General features: G+C 69.0%; 18 protein-coding genes, 1 tRNA gene and 1 pseudogene. 10 read left to right on the top strand and 10 right to left on the bottom strand.

Annotated elements, in window-relative coordinates; translation table 11 throughout:
• The first annotated feature begins 140 nt into the window (after positions 1–140).
• The 4 genes from ACRAS8_RS16545 to ACRAS8_RS16560 all read left to right on the top strand — a co-directional run bounded on the left by ACRAS8_RS16545 (position 141) and on the right by ACRAS8_RS16560 (position 3,469).
• Positions 141–214, top strand: a tRNA-Pro gene (locus ACRAS8_RS16545).
• Positions 215–424: 210 nt separating this feature from the next.
• Positions 425–1,759 (top strand): HNH endonuclease, encoded by a 1,335-nt coding sequence (locus ACRAS8_RS16550; protein ID WP_351533502.1) that lies wholly within the window; start codon positions 425–427, stop codon positions 1,757–1,759.
• 87 nt (positions 1,760–1,846) lie between these two features.
• Positions 1,847–2,539, top strand: coding sequence for a DUF488 family protein, N3 subclade (locus ACRAS8_RS16555; RefSeq protein ID WP_221905902.1), 693 nt, complete (start codon positions 1,847–1,849; stop codon positions 2,537–2,539).
• Positions 2,540–2,641: 102 nt separating this feature from the next.
• On the top strand, positions 2,642–3,469 hold the full coding sequence (locus ACRAS8_RS16560; protein WP_438486820.1) for a hypothetical protein: 828 nt from the start codon (positions 2,642–2,644) through the stop codon (positions 3,467–3,469).
• Between the two features lie 65 nt (positions 3,470–3,534).
• Here the strand turns inward: ACRAS8_RS16560 and ACRAS8_RS16565 are convergent, their stop codons facing one another.
• The 3 genes from ACRAS8_RS16565 to ACRAS8_RS16575 all read right to left on the bottom strand — a co-directional run bounded on the left by ACRAS8_RS16565 (position 3,535) and on the right by ACRAS8_RS16575 (position 6,109).
• A complete protein-coding gene (locus ACRAS8_RS16565) occupies positions 3,535–5,040 on the bottom strand; it encodes a LacI family DNA-binding transcriptional regulator (protein ID WP_351533498.1) in 1,506 nt (501 codons plus the stop codon).
• Positions 5,041–5,072: 32 nt separating this feature from the next.
• Positions 5,073–5,447, bottom strand: a complete 375-nt coding sequence (locus tag ACRAS8_RS16570) for a helix-turn-helix domain-containing protein (protein WP_438486821.1) — start codon at positions 5,445–5,447, stop codon at positions 5,073–5,075.
• Between the two features lie 119 nt (positions 5,448–5,566).
• Positions 5,567–6,109, bottom strand: a complete 543-nt coding sequence (locus ACRAS8_RS16575) for a helix-turn-helix transcriptional regulator (RefSeq protein WP_260692386.1) — start codon at positions 6,107–6,109, stop codon at positions 5,567–5,569.
• A 347-nt stretch (positions 6,110–6,456) separates the two neighbouring features.
• On the opposite strand from ACRAS8_RS16575, the gene ACRAS8_RS16580 reads away from it, so the two are divergent.
• The 5 genes from ACRAS8_RS16580 (at position 6,457) to ACRAS8_RS16600 (ending at position 11,481) form a co-directional block, all read left to right on the top strand.
• Complete coding sequence (locus ACRAS8_RS16580; protein WP_351533496.1) at positions 6,457–7,371, top strand: hypothetical protein; 915 nt, start codon at positions 6,457–6,459, stop codon at positions 7,369–7,371.
• A complete protein-coding gene (locus ACRAS8_RS16585; RefSeq protein ID WP_351533494.1) occupies positions 7,368–8,072 on the top strand; it encodes an ATP-binding protein in 705 nt (234 codons plus the stop codon). The genes ACRAS8_RS16580 and ACRAS8_RS16585 overlap by 4 nt, the downstream gene beginning before the upstream one ends.
• 90 nt (positions 8,073–8,162) lie before the next feature.
• A complete protein-coding gene (locus ACRAS8_RS16590; RefSeq protein WP_351533492.1) occupies positions 8,163–8,987 on the top strand; it encodes a DUF2637 domain-containing protein in 825 nt (274 codons plus the stop codon).
• Between the two features lie 384 nt (positions 8,988–9,371).
• Positions 9,372–9,773, top strand: coding sequence for a plasmid mobilization protein (locus ACRAS8_RS16595; RefSeq protein WP_351533490.1), 402 nt, complete (start codon positions 9,372–9,374; stop codon positions 9,771–9,773).
• A gap of 4 nt (positions 9,774–9,777) precedes the next feature.
• Positions 9,778–11,481 (top strand): mobilization protein, encoded by a 1,704-nt coding sequence (locus ACRAS8_RS16600; RefSeq protein ID WP_351533488.1) that lies wholly within the window; start codon positions 9,778–9,780, stop codon positions 11,479–11,481.
• A gap of 242 nt (positions 11,482–11,723) precedes the next feature.
• Here ACRAS8_RS16600 and ACRAS8_RS16605 read toward each other — a convergent pair whose 3' ends face one another.
• From ACRAS8_RS16605 to ACRAS8_RS16635, 7 genes are all read right to left on the bottom strand, one after another.
• The gene (locus ACRAS8_RS16605; protein ID WP_438486822.1) at positions 11,724–12,533 is read right to left on the bottom strand and encodes a hypothetical protein; all 810 of its coding nucleotides are present in this window, start codon (positions 12,531–12,533) and stop codon (positions 11,724–11,726) included.
• A gap of 39 nt (positions 12,534–12,572) precedes the next feature.
• Positions 12,573–13,745: a cupin domain-containing protein gene (locus tag ACRAS8_RS16610; RefSeq protein WP_438486823.1), complete on the bottom strand. Its 1,173-nt coding sequence runs from the start codon at positions 13,743–13,745 to the stop codon at positions 12,573–12,575.
• 173 nt (positions 13,746–13,918) lie between these two features.
• A complete protein-coding gene (locus ACRAS8_RS16615; protein ID WP_438486824.1) occupies positions 13,919–14,104 on the bottom strand; it encodes a hypothetical protein in 186 nt (61 codons plus the stop codon).
• Between the two features lie 8 nt (positions 14,105–14,112).
• The gene (locus ACRAS8_RS16620) at positions 14,113–14,490 is read right to left on the bottom strand and encodes a DUF6415 family natural product biosynthesis protein (protein ID WP_351533481.1); all 378 of its coding nucleotides are present in this window, start codon (positions 14,488–14,490) and stop codon (positions 14,113–14,115) included.
• Between the two features lie 163 nt (positions 14,491–14,653).
• Positions 14,654–15,970 (bottom strand): helix-turn-helix domain-containing protein, encoded by a 1,317-nt coding sequence (locus tag ACRAS8_RS16625; RefSeq protein WP_438486825.1) that lies wholly within the window; start codon positions 15,968–15,970, stop codon positions 14,654–14,656.
• A gap of 126 nt (positions 15,971–16,096) precedes the next feature.
• On the bottom strand, positions 16,097–16,447 hold the full coding sequence (locus ACRAS8_RS16630) for a pyridoxamine 5-phosphate oxidase (RefSeq protein WP_351533477.1): 351 nt from the start codon (positions 16,445–16,447) through the stop codon (positions 16,097–16,099).
• A gap of 55 nt (positions 16,448–16,502) precedes the next feature.
• On the bottom strand, positions 16,503–16,895 hold the full coding sequence (locus ACRAS8_RS16635) for a nuclear transport factor 2 family protein (RefSeq protein WP_351533475.1): 393 nt from the start codon (positions 16,893–16,895) through the stop codon (positions 16,503–16,505).
• Positions 16,896–17,092: 197 nt separating this feature from the next.
• Between ACRAS8_RS16635 and ACRAS8_RS16640 the strand changes: the two are divergent.
• Positions 17,093–18,014, top strand: a pseudogene (locus ACRAS8_RS16640) (SDR family oxidoreductase).
• The last annotated feature ends 4 nt before the right edge of the window (positions 18,015–18,018 follow it).

The raw sequence follows: 18,018 nt of genomic DNA on the forward strand, positions 1-18,018 counted from the left end.
CCACCCCGAACCGGAACGGGCTCACCCCCCACCCCCTCCGAAGCACCCCCACAAACCCCCAGCTCAGAGCCGTCCCGACCACTGACCGAAAGCGGATTTCACCTACGGGGATCAGTCCGCTAAAGTAGAGCTCGTTGCTTCGGGGTGTAGCGCAGCTTGGCAGCGCGCTTCGTTCGGGACGAAGAGGTCGTGGGTTCAAATCCCGCCACCCCGACTGAAGAAACAACAGGTCAGGGGCCTGATCCGCATAGCGGGTCGGGCCCCTGATTCGTTCCTGGAGATCGTTTGGGAGAAATCTGGGAGAAGATCTTGGTCGAGGTCTCCCAGCACGCGGTCGCCGAGAAGGTGTGACGCGCGCCTCACGCAACTGACCGCACCTGCGCGTTCGCAAACCCAGCCGCCAACTCGCCTCTGAGGATTGCTTGTGGACCAGGACTTAGCCGCTGAGGCTGCCAACGCCGCGGAGCCGGAGGGCCGCCCCTGCGCGATCTGCGGCACGGCGATGGAGTACTGGCGGCCACGCAGCCAGAAGTATTGCTCTGCCCCGTGCCGCACCGTGGCCGCCAAGAAACAGCGGACGGAACGGCCGAAGGGGGACTCGCCAAAGGCGCCCCGCCCCAAGCCGACACTCACGCCGGGTACGCCGCCCGTCCCTGACCCGACCAGGACCCGCAAGATCCCCGGAGATCCCTACTGGAATCCCATCCTGGCAGCTGCCGAGCGAGCCATCGGCGGCGAACCGTGCCGGGTCTGCGGGGAGCCAGTGCCGGGCAAAGGCCACTGGGAACACCGGGACCGTCATGTCTGCTCCAGCCGGTGCAACGACACCCTCAAGCGCCGCACGAAGACCAGGATCCGGCGCGGTGAGATCGATCTTCTTGGTATACCCGAGCTGGCTGACCGGTACGCCGCCAAGTCCGAGCAGCGCGCTCAGCTCAGCCAGGAGCGGGCGCCACAGGTGTTTCGTACGCGGGAAGCGGACACCGACTTCCCGTACGAGTTTCGCGGGCTCGGCCCAATACCCGGCGACATCGTCGAGCGGAACGGGTCAGTCACCGCTTACGCCACCGCCGCTTCCCTGGCCGCCGACCACATCGTCGCTCTGGTGCGAAACCACTCGGACGGCGACGAGGAGCCCATGATCGCACTCCACGAGCAGAGCGGCTCCTACCTCGCCTACACCAGCGGGGTGGTCTGGTGGGTCGGAGCGGCTGAGCAGCTGGAGCGGCTGCACTTGGGCCAGCGGTTCCAAGGCATCGACGGACGCAGCTGGATCTGGCAGAACGAGGCCATCCGTGATCTGGACTCCGCCGGCCGGGAGTACACGTGGGAGGCGTATATCTGTCTCACCGAGACGACCACGCCCATCCTCTGGACTCCTGCCTATGCGGCTCGCTCCGCCAAGCAGCTGCGCATCAGGCGTGCCCGCAACAGCTACCAGGCCCGGATGCGGGAGCGAGGAGTGCTCAGCGCGGCGGCGGACGGCATCGACCCGTACGAGATCTACGAACGCGACCAGTGGATCTGTCAGTTGTGCCATCAGGCCATCGATTCGGTTGTGGAGTGGCCCGATCTGCGGTCCGCAACGCTCGATCACATCAAGCCGGTCACGCTGGGAGGCGCGCACACAGCCGAGAACCTCCAGGCCGCCCACTGGGTCTGCAACGTGCGCAAGGGTGATGCCTGGGGGCCAGGTGCGCAGCAGGACAGCGCAGCGGGAAGCGGCGCCCATAACACCCTTTCAGGTGAGGGAAGTTGACTGATCAGTAGAGTTGCCGGAGCCTCGTTCCATTCGGGGCAACGGGGCCTGGAAGTTGCTTCTCAAAGGAAGTGGGGATCAGGGCTCATGTCGAGTCATCCACCCGCGAACCCTCGTGACCAGGCTCGTGCGCACGCGCTGGCCAGGCAAGTGCGCAGGCTGCGGGAGGAACAGGGCTGGTCGCGTGAACGGCTCGCCAAGGAAGCCGGTATCGGGACCAGTACGCTCGCTCGGCTGGAGAGTGAGGGAGCGATCCAGCCAGGTTTCTTCACTGTGGGAGCGCTGGCCGAGGCACTGGGTGTCTCCCTCGACGCCTTGTTCCGCGAATCCACGTCGAAGTGCGTACCCGGGCTGTGGTCCGCCGGGTACGAGGGGCGCGACATCGACTCGTTCGTCGCTGCGCTGCTGGAGTCCCGTATCGACGTCGTGGCCGATGTGCGGCTCACGCCGATCAGCCGTAAGCGGGGCTTCAGCAAGACCCGCCTCGGGCTGGCGCTCGCCGAGGCCGGTATCTCCTACGATCACCTCCGTGGCCTGGGGAATCCCAAGGACAATCGGGCGCCCTTCTGGGACGGCCGCGTCGTCGAGGGCCGGGCACGGTTTCGGAGCCTGCTGCGTTCCGACGAGGCGCGGGCGGATCTCGACCGGCTCGCCGAGCACGCCAGCCGGTCACGGGTGGCAGTGCTGTGCTTCGAGAAGGACCAGGAGCGCTGTCACCGTCACGTAGTCCTGGAAACCCTCCGGAAGCGGCTCTCTGTGCCGGTAACGCCTCTGGCCTGACCTCGTCGCTCAAGGCAGTAGGCGCCCTTGCCCGGCGCTACCGGCTCCCCTCCAATCGGACGAGTCCGAGTCTGATCAGGACGATCGGCCAGGGGGGCTGTCATGGGGGACGCCATGGCTCAGGCATGGCAACGGGCACGGATCATGATCACGGTCAAGACGTATCCGGAACTCTCCACGAAGTACCGCGAAACCAGCTGTGTAGCCGGCATCCGTCTGGACGGGAGCCGACCGCACCACGTACGCCTCTTCCCTGTCCCGTTCAGGCTGCTCGCGGAAAGCAGCCAGTTCGCGAAGTACGCGGTCATCGAGGTCGACGTCCGGCGGCACAGCCGAGACCGGCGGCCGGAGAGCCTCCGGCCCAACCTCGACACCCTTGAAGTCGTGGGCCAGGTCCCCTCCTCCAACGGGTGGAAGCAGCGCTACACGTACATAGAGCCGCTCGTCGCGCCCTCCCTGTGCGCGATCAAACGGGACCAGGAGGAGCGTGGAACCTCCCTGGGCATCTTCCGCCCCGCCGAGGTCACCGACTTCCGTCTGGCTCCGGCCGAGCCCTGGCCGGCCTCCAAGGCTGCCCTCACCGACCAGCTGGACCTGTTCGACCAGGACCTCCGGCGCCTTGAGTGGGTGCCGCTGGAGTTCCGGTACCGCTTCCGCTGCGCGGACAAGCAGTGCACCGGTCATGACATGGCGCTCAAGGACTGGGAGGCGGGAGAGTCCTACCGCAAGTTCCTGCGAAGGTACGGCGAGAACGCGGTCCACGAAAAGTTACGGGAGCGCTGGTACGAGCAGATGTTCACCGCCGACCGTGCGGTCCACTGCTTCGTCGGCAACATCGCGGCGCACCCCAAGACCTTCATGCTGCTGGGGCTCTTCTATCCCCGACGGGACGTCGTCGAGTGCGTGCAGGAGGAACTCTTCTCCCTGTGACGTCGGCGTGCAAGGCAGGTCCCCGGCGCGACACGCGCCGGGGACCGCATCACTCCTCACCTGCCTCATCCCCGCGTGAGGAGCAGGCGGTCGAGTACCGCTACCGGAGACCTCGGGGACATCGCACGGCGGGCGTCGAGCGCTGCCTCCCACTGCTCTGTGAGGCCAAGCATGAGGCGCTGGCGCATGCCGGAGGTGACATGGGCGTAGCGCGCGGAGACCGAGCCGTCGATGTGGCCCATGCGCTCGTCCATGAGCACCTTCTCGGTTCCCAGGTCCTCCATCATCGTCCGGTGGGTGTGACGGAGACCGTGGGGTGTGAGGCCCTTGGCGATCGGAAGCCAGCAGGAGTCGGCCCGCTCGCTGGCGTTTCGCCCTCGCGCCGGGACGCCAGGCCACGGATCGCCGAGCAGGGGGACGGGCCGAGGCTCCTGCGGGGCCTTCTTCGGGTACCAGCCGGAGGCCGCCGGGGTGAACAGCCAGGTCGCATAGCCATTCCTGCGCCAGTGGGCTGCGTGCTCCGACACCGTGCCGCCCCGTACGAATCGGAGGTCGGCGATGGCCTGCTCCACCTTCGCCCGTGTGGCTTCGGTGACACGCTCGGGGTGGTTGAGGACGTTGGACACCGTCCCCGTGGAGACCCCGGCCAGCCGCGCGACGTCGACCAGCTTCGCGCCCTGATGACCACCGGTGCGGGCAGCGCCCTGTCCATGGAAGACGTACGTCCTCCCGTGACAGGGGCAGGGCGTCGGCTTCGTGCGGGCGATGTGGTTGAAGACCAGGGCGGACAGCCAGTCCATCGAGTCGATGGTGCGGTAGCTGTCGTCCTTGGGCGGGACACGCACCAGCTCGCCGGTGTCCAACTCGTACAACTGCCACTCGACGCGGAACGCGCCAGGTCGGACGAACTCCGTTTCCAGACCGACGATCTCGCCCCAGCGCTTGCCTGTGTAGCCCTTGAGGACCACGGCGACGAACTCGTCGTCTCGGCCGGAGAGCAGGGCAGACCGCTCGGCGGTCAGCAGGATCCCGAGCGCGTCGGTGACGACCTTCTCCGGACCGCGGTCGCGGGATCGGCCGGCGCGCTTGCCCCGCCCTCGCCGCCTGGCCGCCGGGTTGGACGTGATCAGGCCCTCGTCGATCGCGTCCTCGAAGATCAGGTGGAGCGTCGAGCGCCAGGTCTTGACGCTGGATGCCGCGTACGCGGCCTTCTCCTTCTTCTCCCAGGCGTCCACGTCCGTGCGCAGGATGCCTGCCAGCGCCTTGTCCTCGAACTCGGGGAGCAGATGCTCCTCGATGTGCCGCCGATAGTTCTGCATGGTCGAGGCGGCCAGGTCCTGGGCGTCGTACCAGCGGCTGGCGTACTCGCCGAAGGTCTCCTGCCCCAGGCCCGGGTCGCGCCACTGGCCACGCCGGACAGTCACCTCTTCCGCGTCTGCGGCCTGCTTGGCCTCGCGCTTGGTGGCGAACTTGACGACGGCACCCGTGGAATCGGCGACTGTGCCGTACTTGCCGTTCTCGATCTTGTATCGGCCGCGCCAGTAGCCGCCGCGTTTCTCTGCGTACCCCACAGAGTTCCCTCCCTTCTCGCGTGTGGGGTGCGTTAAGCGGCCGTTCCGTACTGGGACTTGAGCATGCGGCGCGGCGGCCGGGCCTTGAGGCGGACCGTGGGCACGACAGGCGACGGGGAGGGCCGAGAAGCACGGGGCTTGGGGGCAGGAGCAGTCGCTCCTCGCTGCTGCGGGGCGGCAGGGCGGGCCTCGTGCATATGGATGATCTCCGCAAGGTGCTCGCCGGTGAAGCGATAGGCGCGGCCAACCCGTGTGAACGGGATGAGTCGGCGGCGGGCGCGGTCCTTGACCCACCAGGCGGAGCAGCCGAGGACCTCGGCGACTTCCTCGGGGAGGTAGAGACGCGGCAGGCCGACGTCAGGGCGCGAAGTCGGTGCGGAGGCAGGAGGTATTGCAGGTCGGTGCAAGGGTGGTCCTCATCTGGCAGGTGTGGGGCGGCAACCCCGGCCTGGCCGGTGATCATGGGATGGGCGGTGGTGGGAGAGGTCCGGGCAGGCGGTGGCCGCCATGCCCGGACGAAAAGGCTTCAGCCTTCGGACCCGGCGTCGGGGGCGTCCTTCGTGGTGCCTGGCCGTGGTCGTACGCCGTGCTTCATGAAGTGCCAGGGGGAGTCCGGGTTGTCGGCGATCTCCTCGGCGATGGCCTGCTTCACGGCGTTGTCGACCTCCTCGTAGATGTCCGGGTGCTCATCGAGGTAGCGGTCGAGGGCGTCTCTGGCTTCACTGAAGGCCAGGTTGGCCCGCTGGGTCTCGCGGAAGGCCCGTCGGATCTGCTCCACGAGCTCCATGGCGCGGGCGTGCTGGGCCATCTTCGGGGGGCCGATGAGGCTTTCGAGGGAGATGCCGAAGACCTCGGCGAAACCGATCGCCTCATCGAGGTTGACCCGCCGCTTGCGGTTCTCGATGCGCCACACGGCGGACGGGTTCATCTCGAAGCCGGCCTCGACCAGCCGGTCCGACAGGGCGTTCGTGCCCCAGCCGCGGGCTTCGCGCTCCAGCTTGATCCGGACCGCGGCGTTCTCCTCGCCCCGGAACACCGGGAGATCGGCCGACTCCTCGTCGCTCCCCACGGACGCCCTCCTTCGCTACGTAGCACTCCACTGCGGTTTGCAGTACGAAAACAGTAGCATGGATTTCTGCGAGATGCAGGACACTCCTGCTATCGGCAATATGCCTGGTACACTTAACGCAGGACCTGAGCCCGCCCAGGGCCCAGGAACGCAAGAAGCCCCGGTGCGAACACCGGGGCCGAAGCGAAGTCCCCACCACCGCCCATCCCTGAACGATCTACCGGTCAGGCCGAGGTTGCCGCCTCGATGGCCTGCCGTGTGAGGAGCTCTATGCCCCACAGTACGTGCCCGCGCACCCTCCCCGCACCCCCGTTCTGTCGCCCGTCCGCGAAGGCGGGGCGATAGCCATGGCGCGCATACGCACCATCAAGCCGGAAGCCTTCGCCTCCGAATCCCTCGCCCAGGTGTCCATCACCGCCGAGCGGACGTTCTTCGGCCTGCTCACCCAGGCCGACGACCACGGCCGGTTCCGCGACCAAGCCGCCGTCATCGCCGGACTGCTGTGGTCCCTGCGCCCCGAGCACGGCCCCATAGGCGTCGAGGACGACCTGGCCCAGCTCGACGGCGCCGACCTCATCTGCCGCTACGAGGGCGCCGACGGCAAGCGGTACCTGCACATCGTCACCTGGCGCCGCCACCAGAAGATCAACCGGCCCAGCGGCGTACGCCACCCTGCCTGCCCCCACCACGACGGAGCACCGCGCAGCGAGTCCCCACCGGCATCACAGGGAGCCCTCACGCAGTCCTCCGTGACACCTCACGGAGGACTCACCGAAGGCTCACGCGAAATACGCGAGCCCTCCAGGACAGGTGACGAATCCGCAGGTCAACACCGATTCAGTGAGCCCTCCACGAGGGCGGAGGGAGGACTCACCGAGCCCTCTGTGAGCCGTCACGGTCCGGATCTAGGACCTAGGATCCTGGATCTAGGATCAGTACCTGTGGGGGCCGCAAGCGGCCCCGCGCCGGACACCGTGTCGGCCAAGCAGCTGATCGGCGAGTACGTCGCCGCGTGCGCCCACCGGCCGCCCGAGAAGGTGCTCGGCCATCTCGGGCGCGAGGTCAACCAGCTCCTCGGCGAGGGCATCGCCCCCGACCACGTCCGGGCCGGGCTGGAGCGCCTGCGCACCAAGGGGCTGAGCCCCAGCGTGCTGCCCAGCCTCGTCAACGAGGCCATGAACGCCACGCAGCCCGCCCGTGCGGCGCACCGGCCCTGGACCAACCCCACCGATGTCGAGGCCGCTTACGGGGGTGACCTGTGACCCCAGCCGCCACAGCCACCCGTGAGCCGCAGCGCGTCGGCGCCCTGGCCGACCGGCTCAACGCGATCCTCACCGACCGAGGCATCGACCCCACCGCGGCCCCTGCGGAGCCACCTGCCGAGCCAGTGACCGCGCTGGAGCTGGCCGACGCCCGCATACCGGTCCGCTACCGCAACGCCCTCGCCGACCACCCGCAAGTCACGGCCTGGGTCGAGGAGATCACCCGCACCGGCCGCAAGGGACCTGGCGGGGCCCCGGGCATCGCGCACGGCCCGTCGCTGCTGATCGCCGGCCCCACCGGCACCGGCAAGACCCACCAGGCGTACGGCGCCGTGCGCTCCCTGCTGGCCGCAGGCGTCCGGCTGCGCTGGGAAGCCACCACCGCAGCCGACCTGCACGCCAGCCTGCGCCCCAGGCAAGGCCACGACCCCGAGCGCGCCCTGTGGTCCCTCGGCCGCTGCCCGCTGCTGATCCTCGACGACCTCGGCGCAGCCAAGACCTCGGAGTGGACCGAGGAGCTGACGTACCGGCTGATCAACAGCCGCTACAACGAGATGCTCCCGATCCTGGTCACCACCAACCTGCCGATCGCCGAGCTGCGTGACGCCGTAGGTGACCGCGTCGCCTCCCGCCTCGCCGAGATGACCACCCGCGTCATCCTCAACGGCACCGACCGCAGAAGGCAGCCCACCGGCCCCTAACAGGCCCGTGGCCCCTGCGTCCTCGCCCCACATTCCTCCGCCAGCACCCAGCGCTCGCCCTCCGGTGCGGCGGACTCTTCGGAGACCCGTATGACACACCTCGCCCTGGCCGCCCCTGCCACAAATTCCGTAACCCGCACCGCTGGTGAGCGCCGCGCCACCTTCTGGGATCGCGCCGCGATCACCGCCCTCGGCGCCGCCGGATGCGCCCTCTCCTACGACGCCCTGCAGCAGATGGCCATCGCCATCCACGTCCGCGGCCTGCTGACCTACCTCTTCCCGCTCGTCATCGACGGGTTCATCGCCTACGGCGTTCGCGCCCTGATCATCCTGCGCACCGCCCCGTTCCGCTCACGGCTGTACGTCTGGGCCCTCTTCGGCACCGCCACCACGGCCAGCATCTGGGCCAACGCCCTGCACGCCGTTCGCCTCAACCAGCAAGCCCCGGAAGCGGGTCTGCGCCTTGGGGACTTCACCGTCGGGGTGCTTTCCACCCTTGCCCCACTCGCCCTGGCCGGCGCGGTCCACCTGTACATCCTCATCGCCCGCCACACCCCGGCCCCGGACACGCCAACTCCTGACAGCACGGAAGTGGTGGCTCCGCATCCACGTGACTGCACGGAAGGCAGCCGCCCTCACCCGGAACCGCAGACCAGGACCAGCGACCCCCTGCAAGCCCCGCAGCCCGACGACACGGTCAGCCGCCGCTTCGGACGGCCGCCGGGCGCCGAGATGAACGTGCTGATCGACATCGCACGCAAGGGGATCGACGCGCACGGAAAGTCCTCCCGCGCGGTGGTCCGCGGCGCCATCCGAGAAGCCGGGCTGACCATCGCCGAAGATCGCCTCACCGACCTCATGAGCCACCTGCGGGCCGAGGCCGACCGACCCGCGGACCAAGGCCACACCGCCTGACCGGATATCCGGTCACCCCACCCGTCCGCCCTCGCGGACCAACAGCCCAGTCCCTGACGGGACCAGGAGCACCCCGCGCCCGAACGCATCACGCCAGCCCTGGCCTCTCCCTGATCCGCTCACCAGCGGACCTGGCCTTCCCTCGACCCCATCCCCGCCCGACGGAGAACCTCCCGCATGCACACCCCGACCCCCGATTGCCTCACCCACCACGACCCCACGCAGACCTCCACCCCTGCCCCAAACGCAGCAAGTTGTCGGGTAAGGAGTCCTTACCCGGCCTCCGCCCCTGGGGAGGCGGAGGCGTCCGGCGCCGAGCGGGCGCCGGAGTCGGCCGGCCCTGGGGAGCCGACCGAGGGAGGGGCCATCGCACCGTCGTCGAACGTGCCGCAGAAGTCCGCTCCGCGTCGTCGACTGCGTGACCAGCAACTGCGCGAGCATCGCGTCCACCCCCGATACAACGACGACGAGTTCGACCTCGTCCGAAAAGCCGCTGCCCTGAGCCACATGGCACCAGGTGGCTACGTCGCCGAGAGCTCGCTCGCGGCTGCACGCGCCGACGATCCCACCGCAGCCGTCGCCGACTACCGCGCCATGGTGAAGACGCTGATGGCCGCCAACGGTCAGCTCGGCAAAGTCGGCAGCAACCTCAACCAGCTCACCTGGCACCTCAACAAAGACGGCGCCTGGCCGCAACCGGAACTCGTGCTGCGGCTGCTGGAGCGCGTCGAGGCATCGATCGCCGAAGTGGACGCCGCCGTCGCCCGGGTGACCACGGGGCGGTGACCTGGTGATACCGAAGATCATCCTCGGCAAGGGCCCGAAGGCCACGCGCCGCACGATCGGCTACCTCTTCGGCAAGGGCCGGGCCAACGAACACACCGATCCGCACCTGGTGGCGTCCTGGAACGACTTCGCCCCCGACCCCGGCCGCAGCCCGCACCGCGATCCGACAGACGTGATGGACCAGCTTGCCGCACAGCTCGACCAGCCCGTGAAGATGCTGGGCGAGAAGGCACCCGAGTTCACGGTGTGGCACTGTCCCGTCCGGGCCGCCCCCGAGGACCCGATCCTGACCGACGAGCAGTGGGCGGTGATCGCCCGCCGGATCGTTGCCGCCGCCGGCATCGCCCCCGAGGGGGACGAGGAAGCGTGCCGCTGGGTGGCGGTGCGCCATGCGGACGACCACATCCACATCGCCGCCACCCTCGTCCGCCAGGACGGCCGCCGCCCACAACGCGATTACGACAAGCGTGCCGTCCAGGGCGAAGCCCGCAAGATCGAAGTGGACTACGGGCTCAGGCGGCTCAAGCCCGGCGACGGCACGGCCGCCAAGCGCCCCACCAGCAAAGAGCACTTCAAGGCCAAGCGCCTGGGCCAGGACGCCACGGCCCGCGAAGTCCTGCGCCTGCGCGTGCGCCGCGCGGTGGCCGTCGCGTCCAGCGAAGCCGAGTTCTTCGCGCTGCTGGAGGCGACCGGCGTAACCGTGCGGCCCAAGACCGAGCCGTCCGGCGACGTGACCGGCTACAGCGTCGCCCTGCCCGGTGACGTTAACAAACAAGGCGATCCCATCTGGTACGCCGGCTCCACCCTCGCCGGTGACCTCTCCCTGCCCAAGATCCGCCAGCGCCTCACCGATACCGGCCCCGAGCCGGTCACCGCCCGGCCCGGCAATCCGTGGCACCACGCCACCGCGGCGACCGAACGCATCCCCCGCCACCTCCTCAACGGCGACGACCACGTGGCCCAAGGACAGCTCGAAGCGCTCGGCGGAGCACTGGACCTGCTGCCCCTCACCGCACCAGCCGCAGCGAAAGCCGAACTCGAACGGGCCGCCGCCATCTTCGAGCGCGCCACCCGCTCCCGCATCACCGCCGATCGCGACAGCACCCGCGTCCTGCGCCGCAGCGTCCAGGCAATCTGGCGCAACCGCTCCCCAGTAGGCGACGGATCTGGGCTGGCAATGCTGCTGGACGCCGCGCTCACCGCAGTGGCCTTCGCGATGCACTGGCACCGCAAGCACCAGCACGCCCAGCAGGAGGCAGCAGCCCATCAGGCCCTCATCCACCTGCACACCACCTACGCCCAGATCGCCGAACCGGTACTCGACAACCTCGCCCAGCGTGCTCCCGCGCTACAGACCAGGCACCGCTACGCCCACCACATCCAGCAGGCCATCCCCGAGCACGCCGAGCGGATCCTGCAGGATCGCGCCTGGGACGCGCTCGCTGCGGTACTCGCCGAGGCAGAGACGAAGGGGCACAACGCGGCTACCGTCCTCGACCAGGCCGTCAATCAGCGCACCCTGGACGACGCCCACAACCCCGCCCGCGCACTGACCTGGCGCATCCAGCGCCTCGGCCAACGCCACGCACCCGGTCCCTGGGCGCAGGCAGCCAAGATGCAGAGCACCACACACCGCCCCACCGCTGCTCCGATCCACCCGGCGGCGGCCGCTCCGTCAGCGCAGCCGTCACGAGGGCGACGGCGCTGATCACGTCCGGCTGGGCAGCTGGGGCGTGAGCAGCTCCAGCGCCTCCTGCCAGCGGAATCAGCCGGCCCCAACCGCGAGCCTTTGGCCGGTGAGGCTTGTACGCCCCGATCAGGACGCCCATCTCGCACAGCCGGTCCAAGCCCTGCCGGCACGCGGGGTGGGCGGCCTGGGCCAAGTTCATGTATCCGGCACGGTGAATCAGCGGTGTACGCGCAGGCTGGCTCAGGACTGTCGGGAACGCCTCAGACCTGGCCGATAGTGGGCCCCTTCAAGTGGCTCAGGTGCTGCCGTACGCCATCGGCCAGGTCGGCGTAGAACGGCACTCGGGCGGCCGCCTGGAGGATTTCGGTGCAGGCGGTCAGCTCCCCGACCCGGCCGACAGGAGTGTCCAGTACGTGGGCGAATTCCTTGCGGATCCGCTCGGCGACGTCCGGCACGGGCAGGGAGTGCAGATACAGGTTTGCGGCGTCGTAGCCGAGGGGCGCTGTGCCCCAGCCTTCCCAGTCCAGAAGGGTCAGCGCCGGGCCGGTGAGGTTCGCCCAGTGAAGGTCGCCGTGCGTTGTGGTCCAGGCGATCTCACCGGGGGTGACGCCGGTGAACTCCGGGACACGGCGGCGGATGTACTCCTCGCGCGCCGCCTGCCGGTCCGTGCGGACGAGCGCGAGGTGGTCCAGCGCCTGGCGGAGGTCCTGCCACCAGGTGTCTGGCAGGTCCGCCCGGTGGTGCAGCACCGGGCTCTTCGACACCGGCGGGGTGCCGACGATCTCGTAGTGCTCTGCCCGGTAGTCCCAGCCGTCGGCGGACCAGTCGCGCAGGCCGAGCAGCCGCGGGCGAGGCACAACGGGGGGCACGGACCGTTCCGCCTCCTTGGGGCCGTCCCACAGCTTCCCGCTTCCCTTGCCCTCCGGTTCGCTGACCAGCCGCAGCCACGCGCCGCCTTCCGGCGTGGTGACGGCTCCGGACAGTGTCCTGCCTGCGTATCCCCACACGTCCCCGCCCGCAGTGTCGTCGAGGCCCAGCAGGGCACACGCGCGGCCGCGGGCAGAGATCATGCGGTCCCTGACGGCTTGCTCAGGGGCAGTGAACATCGGCTACCTTCTCCGGCTGACGGCGGCAACGTCGGCCGCGACCAACTCGGAGACGAGAGCTGCGACTTGGTCAGCGGGGAGACCGGAGCTTACCGCCAGCCGGCCCAGGGTCGAGGCGCTTCCCTCGGTGAGGAGCTTGATGACGTCGAGGGCCGGGGCGGCGAACGTCCACTCCTGGCCGCCTGCGCTCAACACCACGTGGCCGTCCCCGTCCACCTCGTACCAGGCTCCGGCAGCGGTGAGGCGGACAAACAGGCTCTCGTCCGCGGGGATGCCGTCCACGAAGGGCAGGGACGGCATCGGCCTCCCGGGGTCCATGCTCCCCCGTGCGTTGACGAACTCCTCGATCACTCCATCGTGCAGGGCTTCGGTGAGCTCCTTCCGCAGTGCTTCCAGATACGCCGCCCGTTCGTCCGGCGAGGCGAAGTACGGCAGGTTCGCACGGACGGTGTCCGAGACCCGCAGCCGGTCCGACAGCCACGACAGGAGATCCGCGCCGGTGGTGGGCTTCAGGCCACAGGTCAAGTGCAGAGACCGGCCCTCGGTGGCGGCGACAGCGTGCCACCATCCCCGGGGCAGGTAGAGCATGTCGCCGCTCCGGAGCACGATCTCCGCGACCGGGTCGCCAGTTGGTGGTTCGGGGGCTTCGATGTCTACCCGTAGCGGGTCGGTGCGGGTGGCCCCGTAGATCTTCCACCGCTTGGCGCCTTCGAGCTGGAGGACCACGACATCGTGGTCGTCCCAGTGGATGCCGAAGCCTTCCTTCGAGGTCCACGAGGCATAGAGGTTGACCTGCACATCGGTGCGGAAGTGCCGTTCCAGGGCTGCCGCGAGGTCTTCCACGCCGGGGTGCAGTGCGTCCACGGCGTCCAGGACGAGCGAGGCGCCGTCTTTGAGCTGGTGGTGCAGGTTGTTCGGCTCGATCCGGTGCCAGACCGTGTGGCGCTTGGACACCACCGAGTGGCTGTAGGCGTGTTGCGGGACCTGGGTGCCGTCGTTGAAAAGCCGCAGCCGCGGCGGTTCGAGACGGTGTCGGGCGATGATCTCGTTGAGGTCGTCCCACGTGAACACGTGCGAGAAGTCGTCGACGTCTGGCCAGAGGCGGTAGGTGCGGCCGAACGCCTTGGCGGGGAAGTCCCCACCGAGGCTCCGGACCGCCGAGGAGATGGCGGTCATCTACGGCTCCGATCAGTCGTTGCCGTCACCCTTGCCGGTGCCGCCACCGTCGCTCAGCCGGTCCTGGCTGCGGGCGGCCTTAACAGAACGCTTCGAGACGATCAGGTCGTTCATCGCATGTTCCCTTCTCTTCGGTTCTCCCACCGGGGCTCCGGCGGGAAATCTGTGGGCGCCTAGGCGAGCGGCGCCGGGTCTGTGTCGGGTGCGGAGACCGGGGCTGCCCCGGTGTGGTCGGCGTCGTGCCGGACGGTCAGCGCCAGGAGGGTGAGGCCGGCCGTGGTGCCCAGAAGCCACAGGCGCCCCAGCCACACGTCCAGCCGCGGTTCCCCGCTGCGGTGGCGACTCCTGACTCCGTGCACCGACCGCGTCACCTCAAGCCCCCCTCTTCGTGGTGGACCTGGCGGTGCAGTTGCTGGAGGGTCAGGGCCAGGTTCTTGAGACGGCGAGCGGCGGAGACCAGCCCGTTGCCGGGACCGGCCCGCAGCTGGAACTCGGCGTTGTCGATCTGGCGGTGTTCCCGGTACCAGGCGACCTCTCCCGGGCGATGCTGCTCGACGTGCTCTTTGGCCTGCTCGATCAGCGGGGCGAGATGCCCTTGGAGGGTCTCGATCAGCCGGAGGACTTCGTCATACGGCGGGAGGACGATGCTGGAGCGCAAAGCGGCGGCGACGTCAGCCTGGAGCTGGTCCGTGGCATCCGTGACCGTCGGCTGCGAAGGGGACGGGTCGGCGCGGGTGGCATCCATGGTGCAACTCCTCGAAGACGGTGGTGGTCAGCACCGCCGCCCGGGGCGAGGAGAGGCCGGCCGTACGCGGCCCCTGGCGGCTGAGAAGAGTCAACCGCCGGAGAAGCAAGCAGATCCGCAACCGGGTTGCGAGGCAGCAAACCCTTTGCGGGAAGGAGCCGGTTTAGTCGACGGTCACGCCCGCACGACCGGCGAAGGCCCGGACTCCCGGAAGGCTTCGGTCGTGGCGGAGCAGGCCGCTGGCCAGGTTCTTGATCGCCCCTCGCCGGATCTCCTGCGGTGCAGCCCGCTCGGCCGCCAGTAGCGCCCGATAGCACTGCTCGGGCTTGCCCCACTGGTCGAAGCAGCGGGCCACGTCGGTGAAGAACCGCCCCTGCCGCTCGGCGGTCGGCAGGGCCGCGGGGTCGATGGTCTTGGCCAGGTCGATCGCCTGCCCGGCATCACCGAGCAGGTAGTGGACCGACAACTGGTGCAGCAGCACCTGCTGAGTCCCGGTGTCCGTTCGGGCCGCAGGGCTCGTCGGGCCGGCCTTCGCGGCCTCGGCGGCCTCACCGATCAGGGCGTGCGCCGTCGGCCGGTCACCCATCTTCGCCGCGGTGTACGCGGCGGTGGCCAGCAGCGAGCTGTTCGCGGACAGTCGGGCAGCCTCTGGGGCGCGGCGGTCCGCGCGTACGTCCTGCGCGGCCCGGACGGCGATGTCGGTGGCTCGGGCAAGGTGGCCCTGGCGACGCCAGGCACTGGAGACCATCCGGTGTGCCTCGGCAATCGTCAGCGCATCCCCGCCCACCCGTGCGGAATTCAGTGCGCGGTCTGAGGTGATCGCCATGAGGCCGTCCTCGCCGAGCTTGATGCACAGCCGGGTGGCAATGTTGTAGAGGTCGGCAACCGCCGTGGCCGACAGCTCCACCGGCTCCAGGGCCTGAGCTTGGGCGATCCGACCAGGCAGGGTCCGGGCCAGAGTGTCGTAACGGGCGGCGCGGAAGTCCTGCCGGGATGTCTTCACCGCGGCAGCGACGCCGGCCGGTGATACCTCACTGTTCTTCGGCACAGTGGCCGTGCCATAGAGCAGGAGGTCTTCGAGCGGGGCGAGAGTGCTGGCCTCGGCCGGCGTGGCCCCGGCCAGGGGGGAGGCAAAGACCACCGCCGCAGCGGCCAGAAGTTCGCGGCGTCGCACGGGGTCGTCACCCTCCTCTGGACCAAGATTGTGAACAACCCTAGTCGAGCCCGACCGACGCCGAGCCGATACCGGCGATCGTCCAGGCGGCCGTACAGCAGCAAGGAGTTCGGCCAGAGACATGCCCAATACGTCGGAGATCTGACGCAACGTATCCAGGCTGTTGACCGGGATCACATCCCGCTCGACCTGCGACACCCAGCTTTCCGACCGACCGATCATCGCAGCCAGATCCCGCTGCGGCCATCCCTTGCGCCGGCGTGCCTTGGCGATCGTCTTACCGAGTGTCAGTTCGCTCCCCGCCACTGGGCACGCCCCCGAGGTCCCGTATCCGCATCGCGTGAGCATGCAACGGTACTGGCGGAAGGGGCCCGGCTGTAGGGGGCAGGACGGCCAGGGCAGCCGTAGCCAAAAGGCCGCGGGCAGCGGGACTTACGGTGCGTTGACTTCCGGGGGTGCTTGCAAGTCGGCGGAGAGCCAGCGTCGTGGGCGCATCCGAACCGTCATCAGTTCGGTGGTGAACGCCTCGGCCGCGTGCTGGACGTACCAGTCCACCTGCTCTGCGGGAAGGTAGCGGGCGGCCATCGCCCGCAGCTCCTCCTGAGTGGTCTTTCCCGCGTACACCACTTCGCCCTCGACCGAGACGTAGCGGGGTGGTGTGAGCTGGTTGGCCAGCATGGTGAAGCGGCCCGCAGCCTGGATCAGCCCGTACTTCCTGGAGGCGCGGTCGGTGGTGATCCACACCTCGCCGCCCGGCTCGTAGGCGTACGGACACGATGGCACTGCTTCGTGGGGTTCGGGCGGGGCTGGGGGTGGTGTCGTCGGCGAGGGGAGGTCACTACCCGCCGACGTAGTCGTCTTGCGAGGCGATCTTGCCCTCGCGCAGCTGCAGGACCGTGCAGAAGCTGGCGGTGACCCGCTCCCCGGCCGGAGGCAGGGCCGGCACAGCCCCGGAGCTGGTCCCCGCGAAGTCGGTTTCGAGGGCGATGACGTCCCCGTCGGCGATGATCCGCTTGATGGACAGCTTGCGGTCGGGGACGGCGGCCGCGTACTCCTGGATGTGGCCCACGAAGGCATCCCGGCCGTTGAAGGCGATCTGGTAGGCCCCGACGGTGTAGGCGACGTCGTCGGTGTACAGCGCCCCGAACCGGTCGAAGTCCTGATCGTTGTAGGCATTCACCCACTCGTGAGTGAGTTCGCTGGCGTCCGCGTGAACCGTGTTGCTGGTCATGACTGCTGGCCTTCCTGTTGCCGTTGAGAAGTCGTACCGAGAGGTTGACCCTGATATAGGTCGGTTCATGTCCTATATCCGCAGAGTCGCCGATTGCTCCGTGTAGGAGGTGTAGGACGCGTCCTGCCCTATACGGAGGTGATGCTTCCGCTATGACCTCTCAGGACAACACCAAGATCACAGCCAGGAGCACGCGCATGGGCGAGGGAAAGACGCTGGCCGGAAAGGTGGCGCTGATCGCCGGGGGCGACCCGCGGTGCGGGCCGGGCCATGGCGGTCGAGCTCGGCCGGACCGGAGCCACCGTGTACGTGACCGGGCGCACCACGCACAGCAGCGCGAGCGAGACGGGGCGCCCGACGGAGACCATTGAGCAGACCGCCGAGCTGGTCACGGCGGCCGGTGGCGAGGGCATCGCGGTCGTCGTCGACCACCTCCAGCCGAAGCGGGTGCGGGCGCTGGTCGAGCGCATCGACAAGGAGCAGGGGCGGCTGGATGTCCTCGTCAACGCCGTCTGGGGCGGCGACGGCCTCGTCGAGCACGGCAAGAAGATGTGGGAGTGCGACATGGACAAGGGGCTGCGGATGCTGCGGCTCGGCGTCGAGACCCACTTCGTCACCAGCCGCTACGCAGTGCCGCTGATGATCCGTCGGCCCGGTGGCCTGGTGGTGGAGATGACCGACGGTACGGAGGAGTTCAACCGCCGATACCGCGAGCCGTTCTACTACGACCTGGCCAAGTACGCGCCGATCAGGATGGCGAAGGCGCTGGCGGCGGAGACCGCCGAGTACGGCTGCACGGCCGTGAGCCTGACCCCCGGATTCATGCGTACCGAGGCGGTGCTGGAGATGTTCGGGGTGAGTGAGGAGAACTGGCGCGACGGCTGCAAGATCGACCCCACCTTCGCGATGTCCGAGACCCCCGCCTACGTTGCACGCGCCGTGGCGGCGCTCGCCACCGACCCGGACGTGGCCCGTCTCAACGGCCGCTCGCTGTCCGCCGGCGCCCTGGCCAAGGAGTACGGCTTCACGGACGCCGACGGCTCCTCCCCGGACCCCGCACGGTACTTCGAGGACTTCATGACCACCGGCAACGCCCCCGACCCCAACGACTACCGCTAACCAC

This window comes from Streptomyces sp. S186, from assembly GCF_051603415.1.
Lineage (GTDB): Bacteria > Actinomycetota > Actinomycetes > Streptomycetales > Streptomycetaceae > Streptomyces.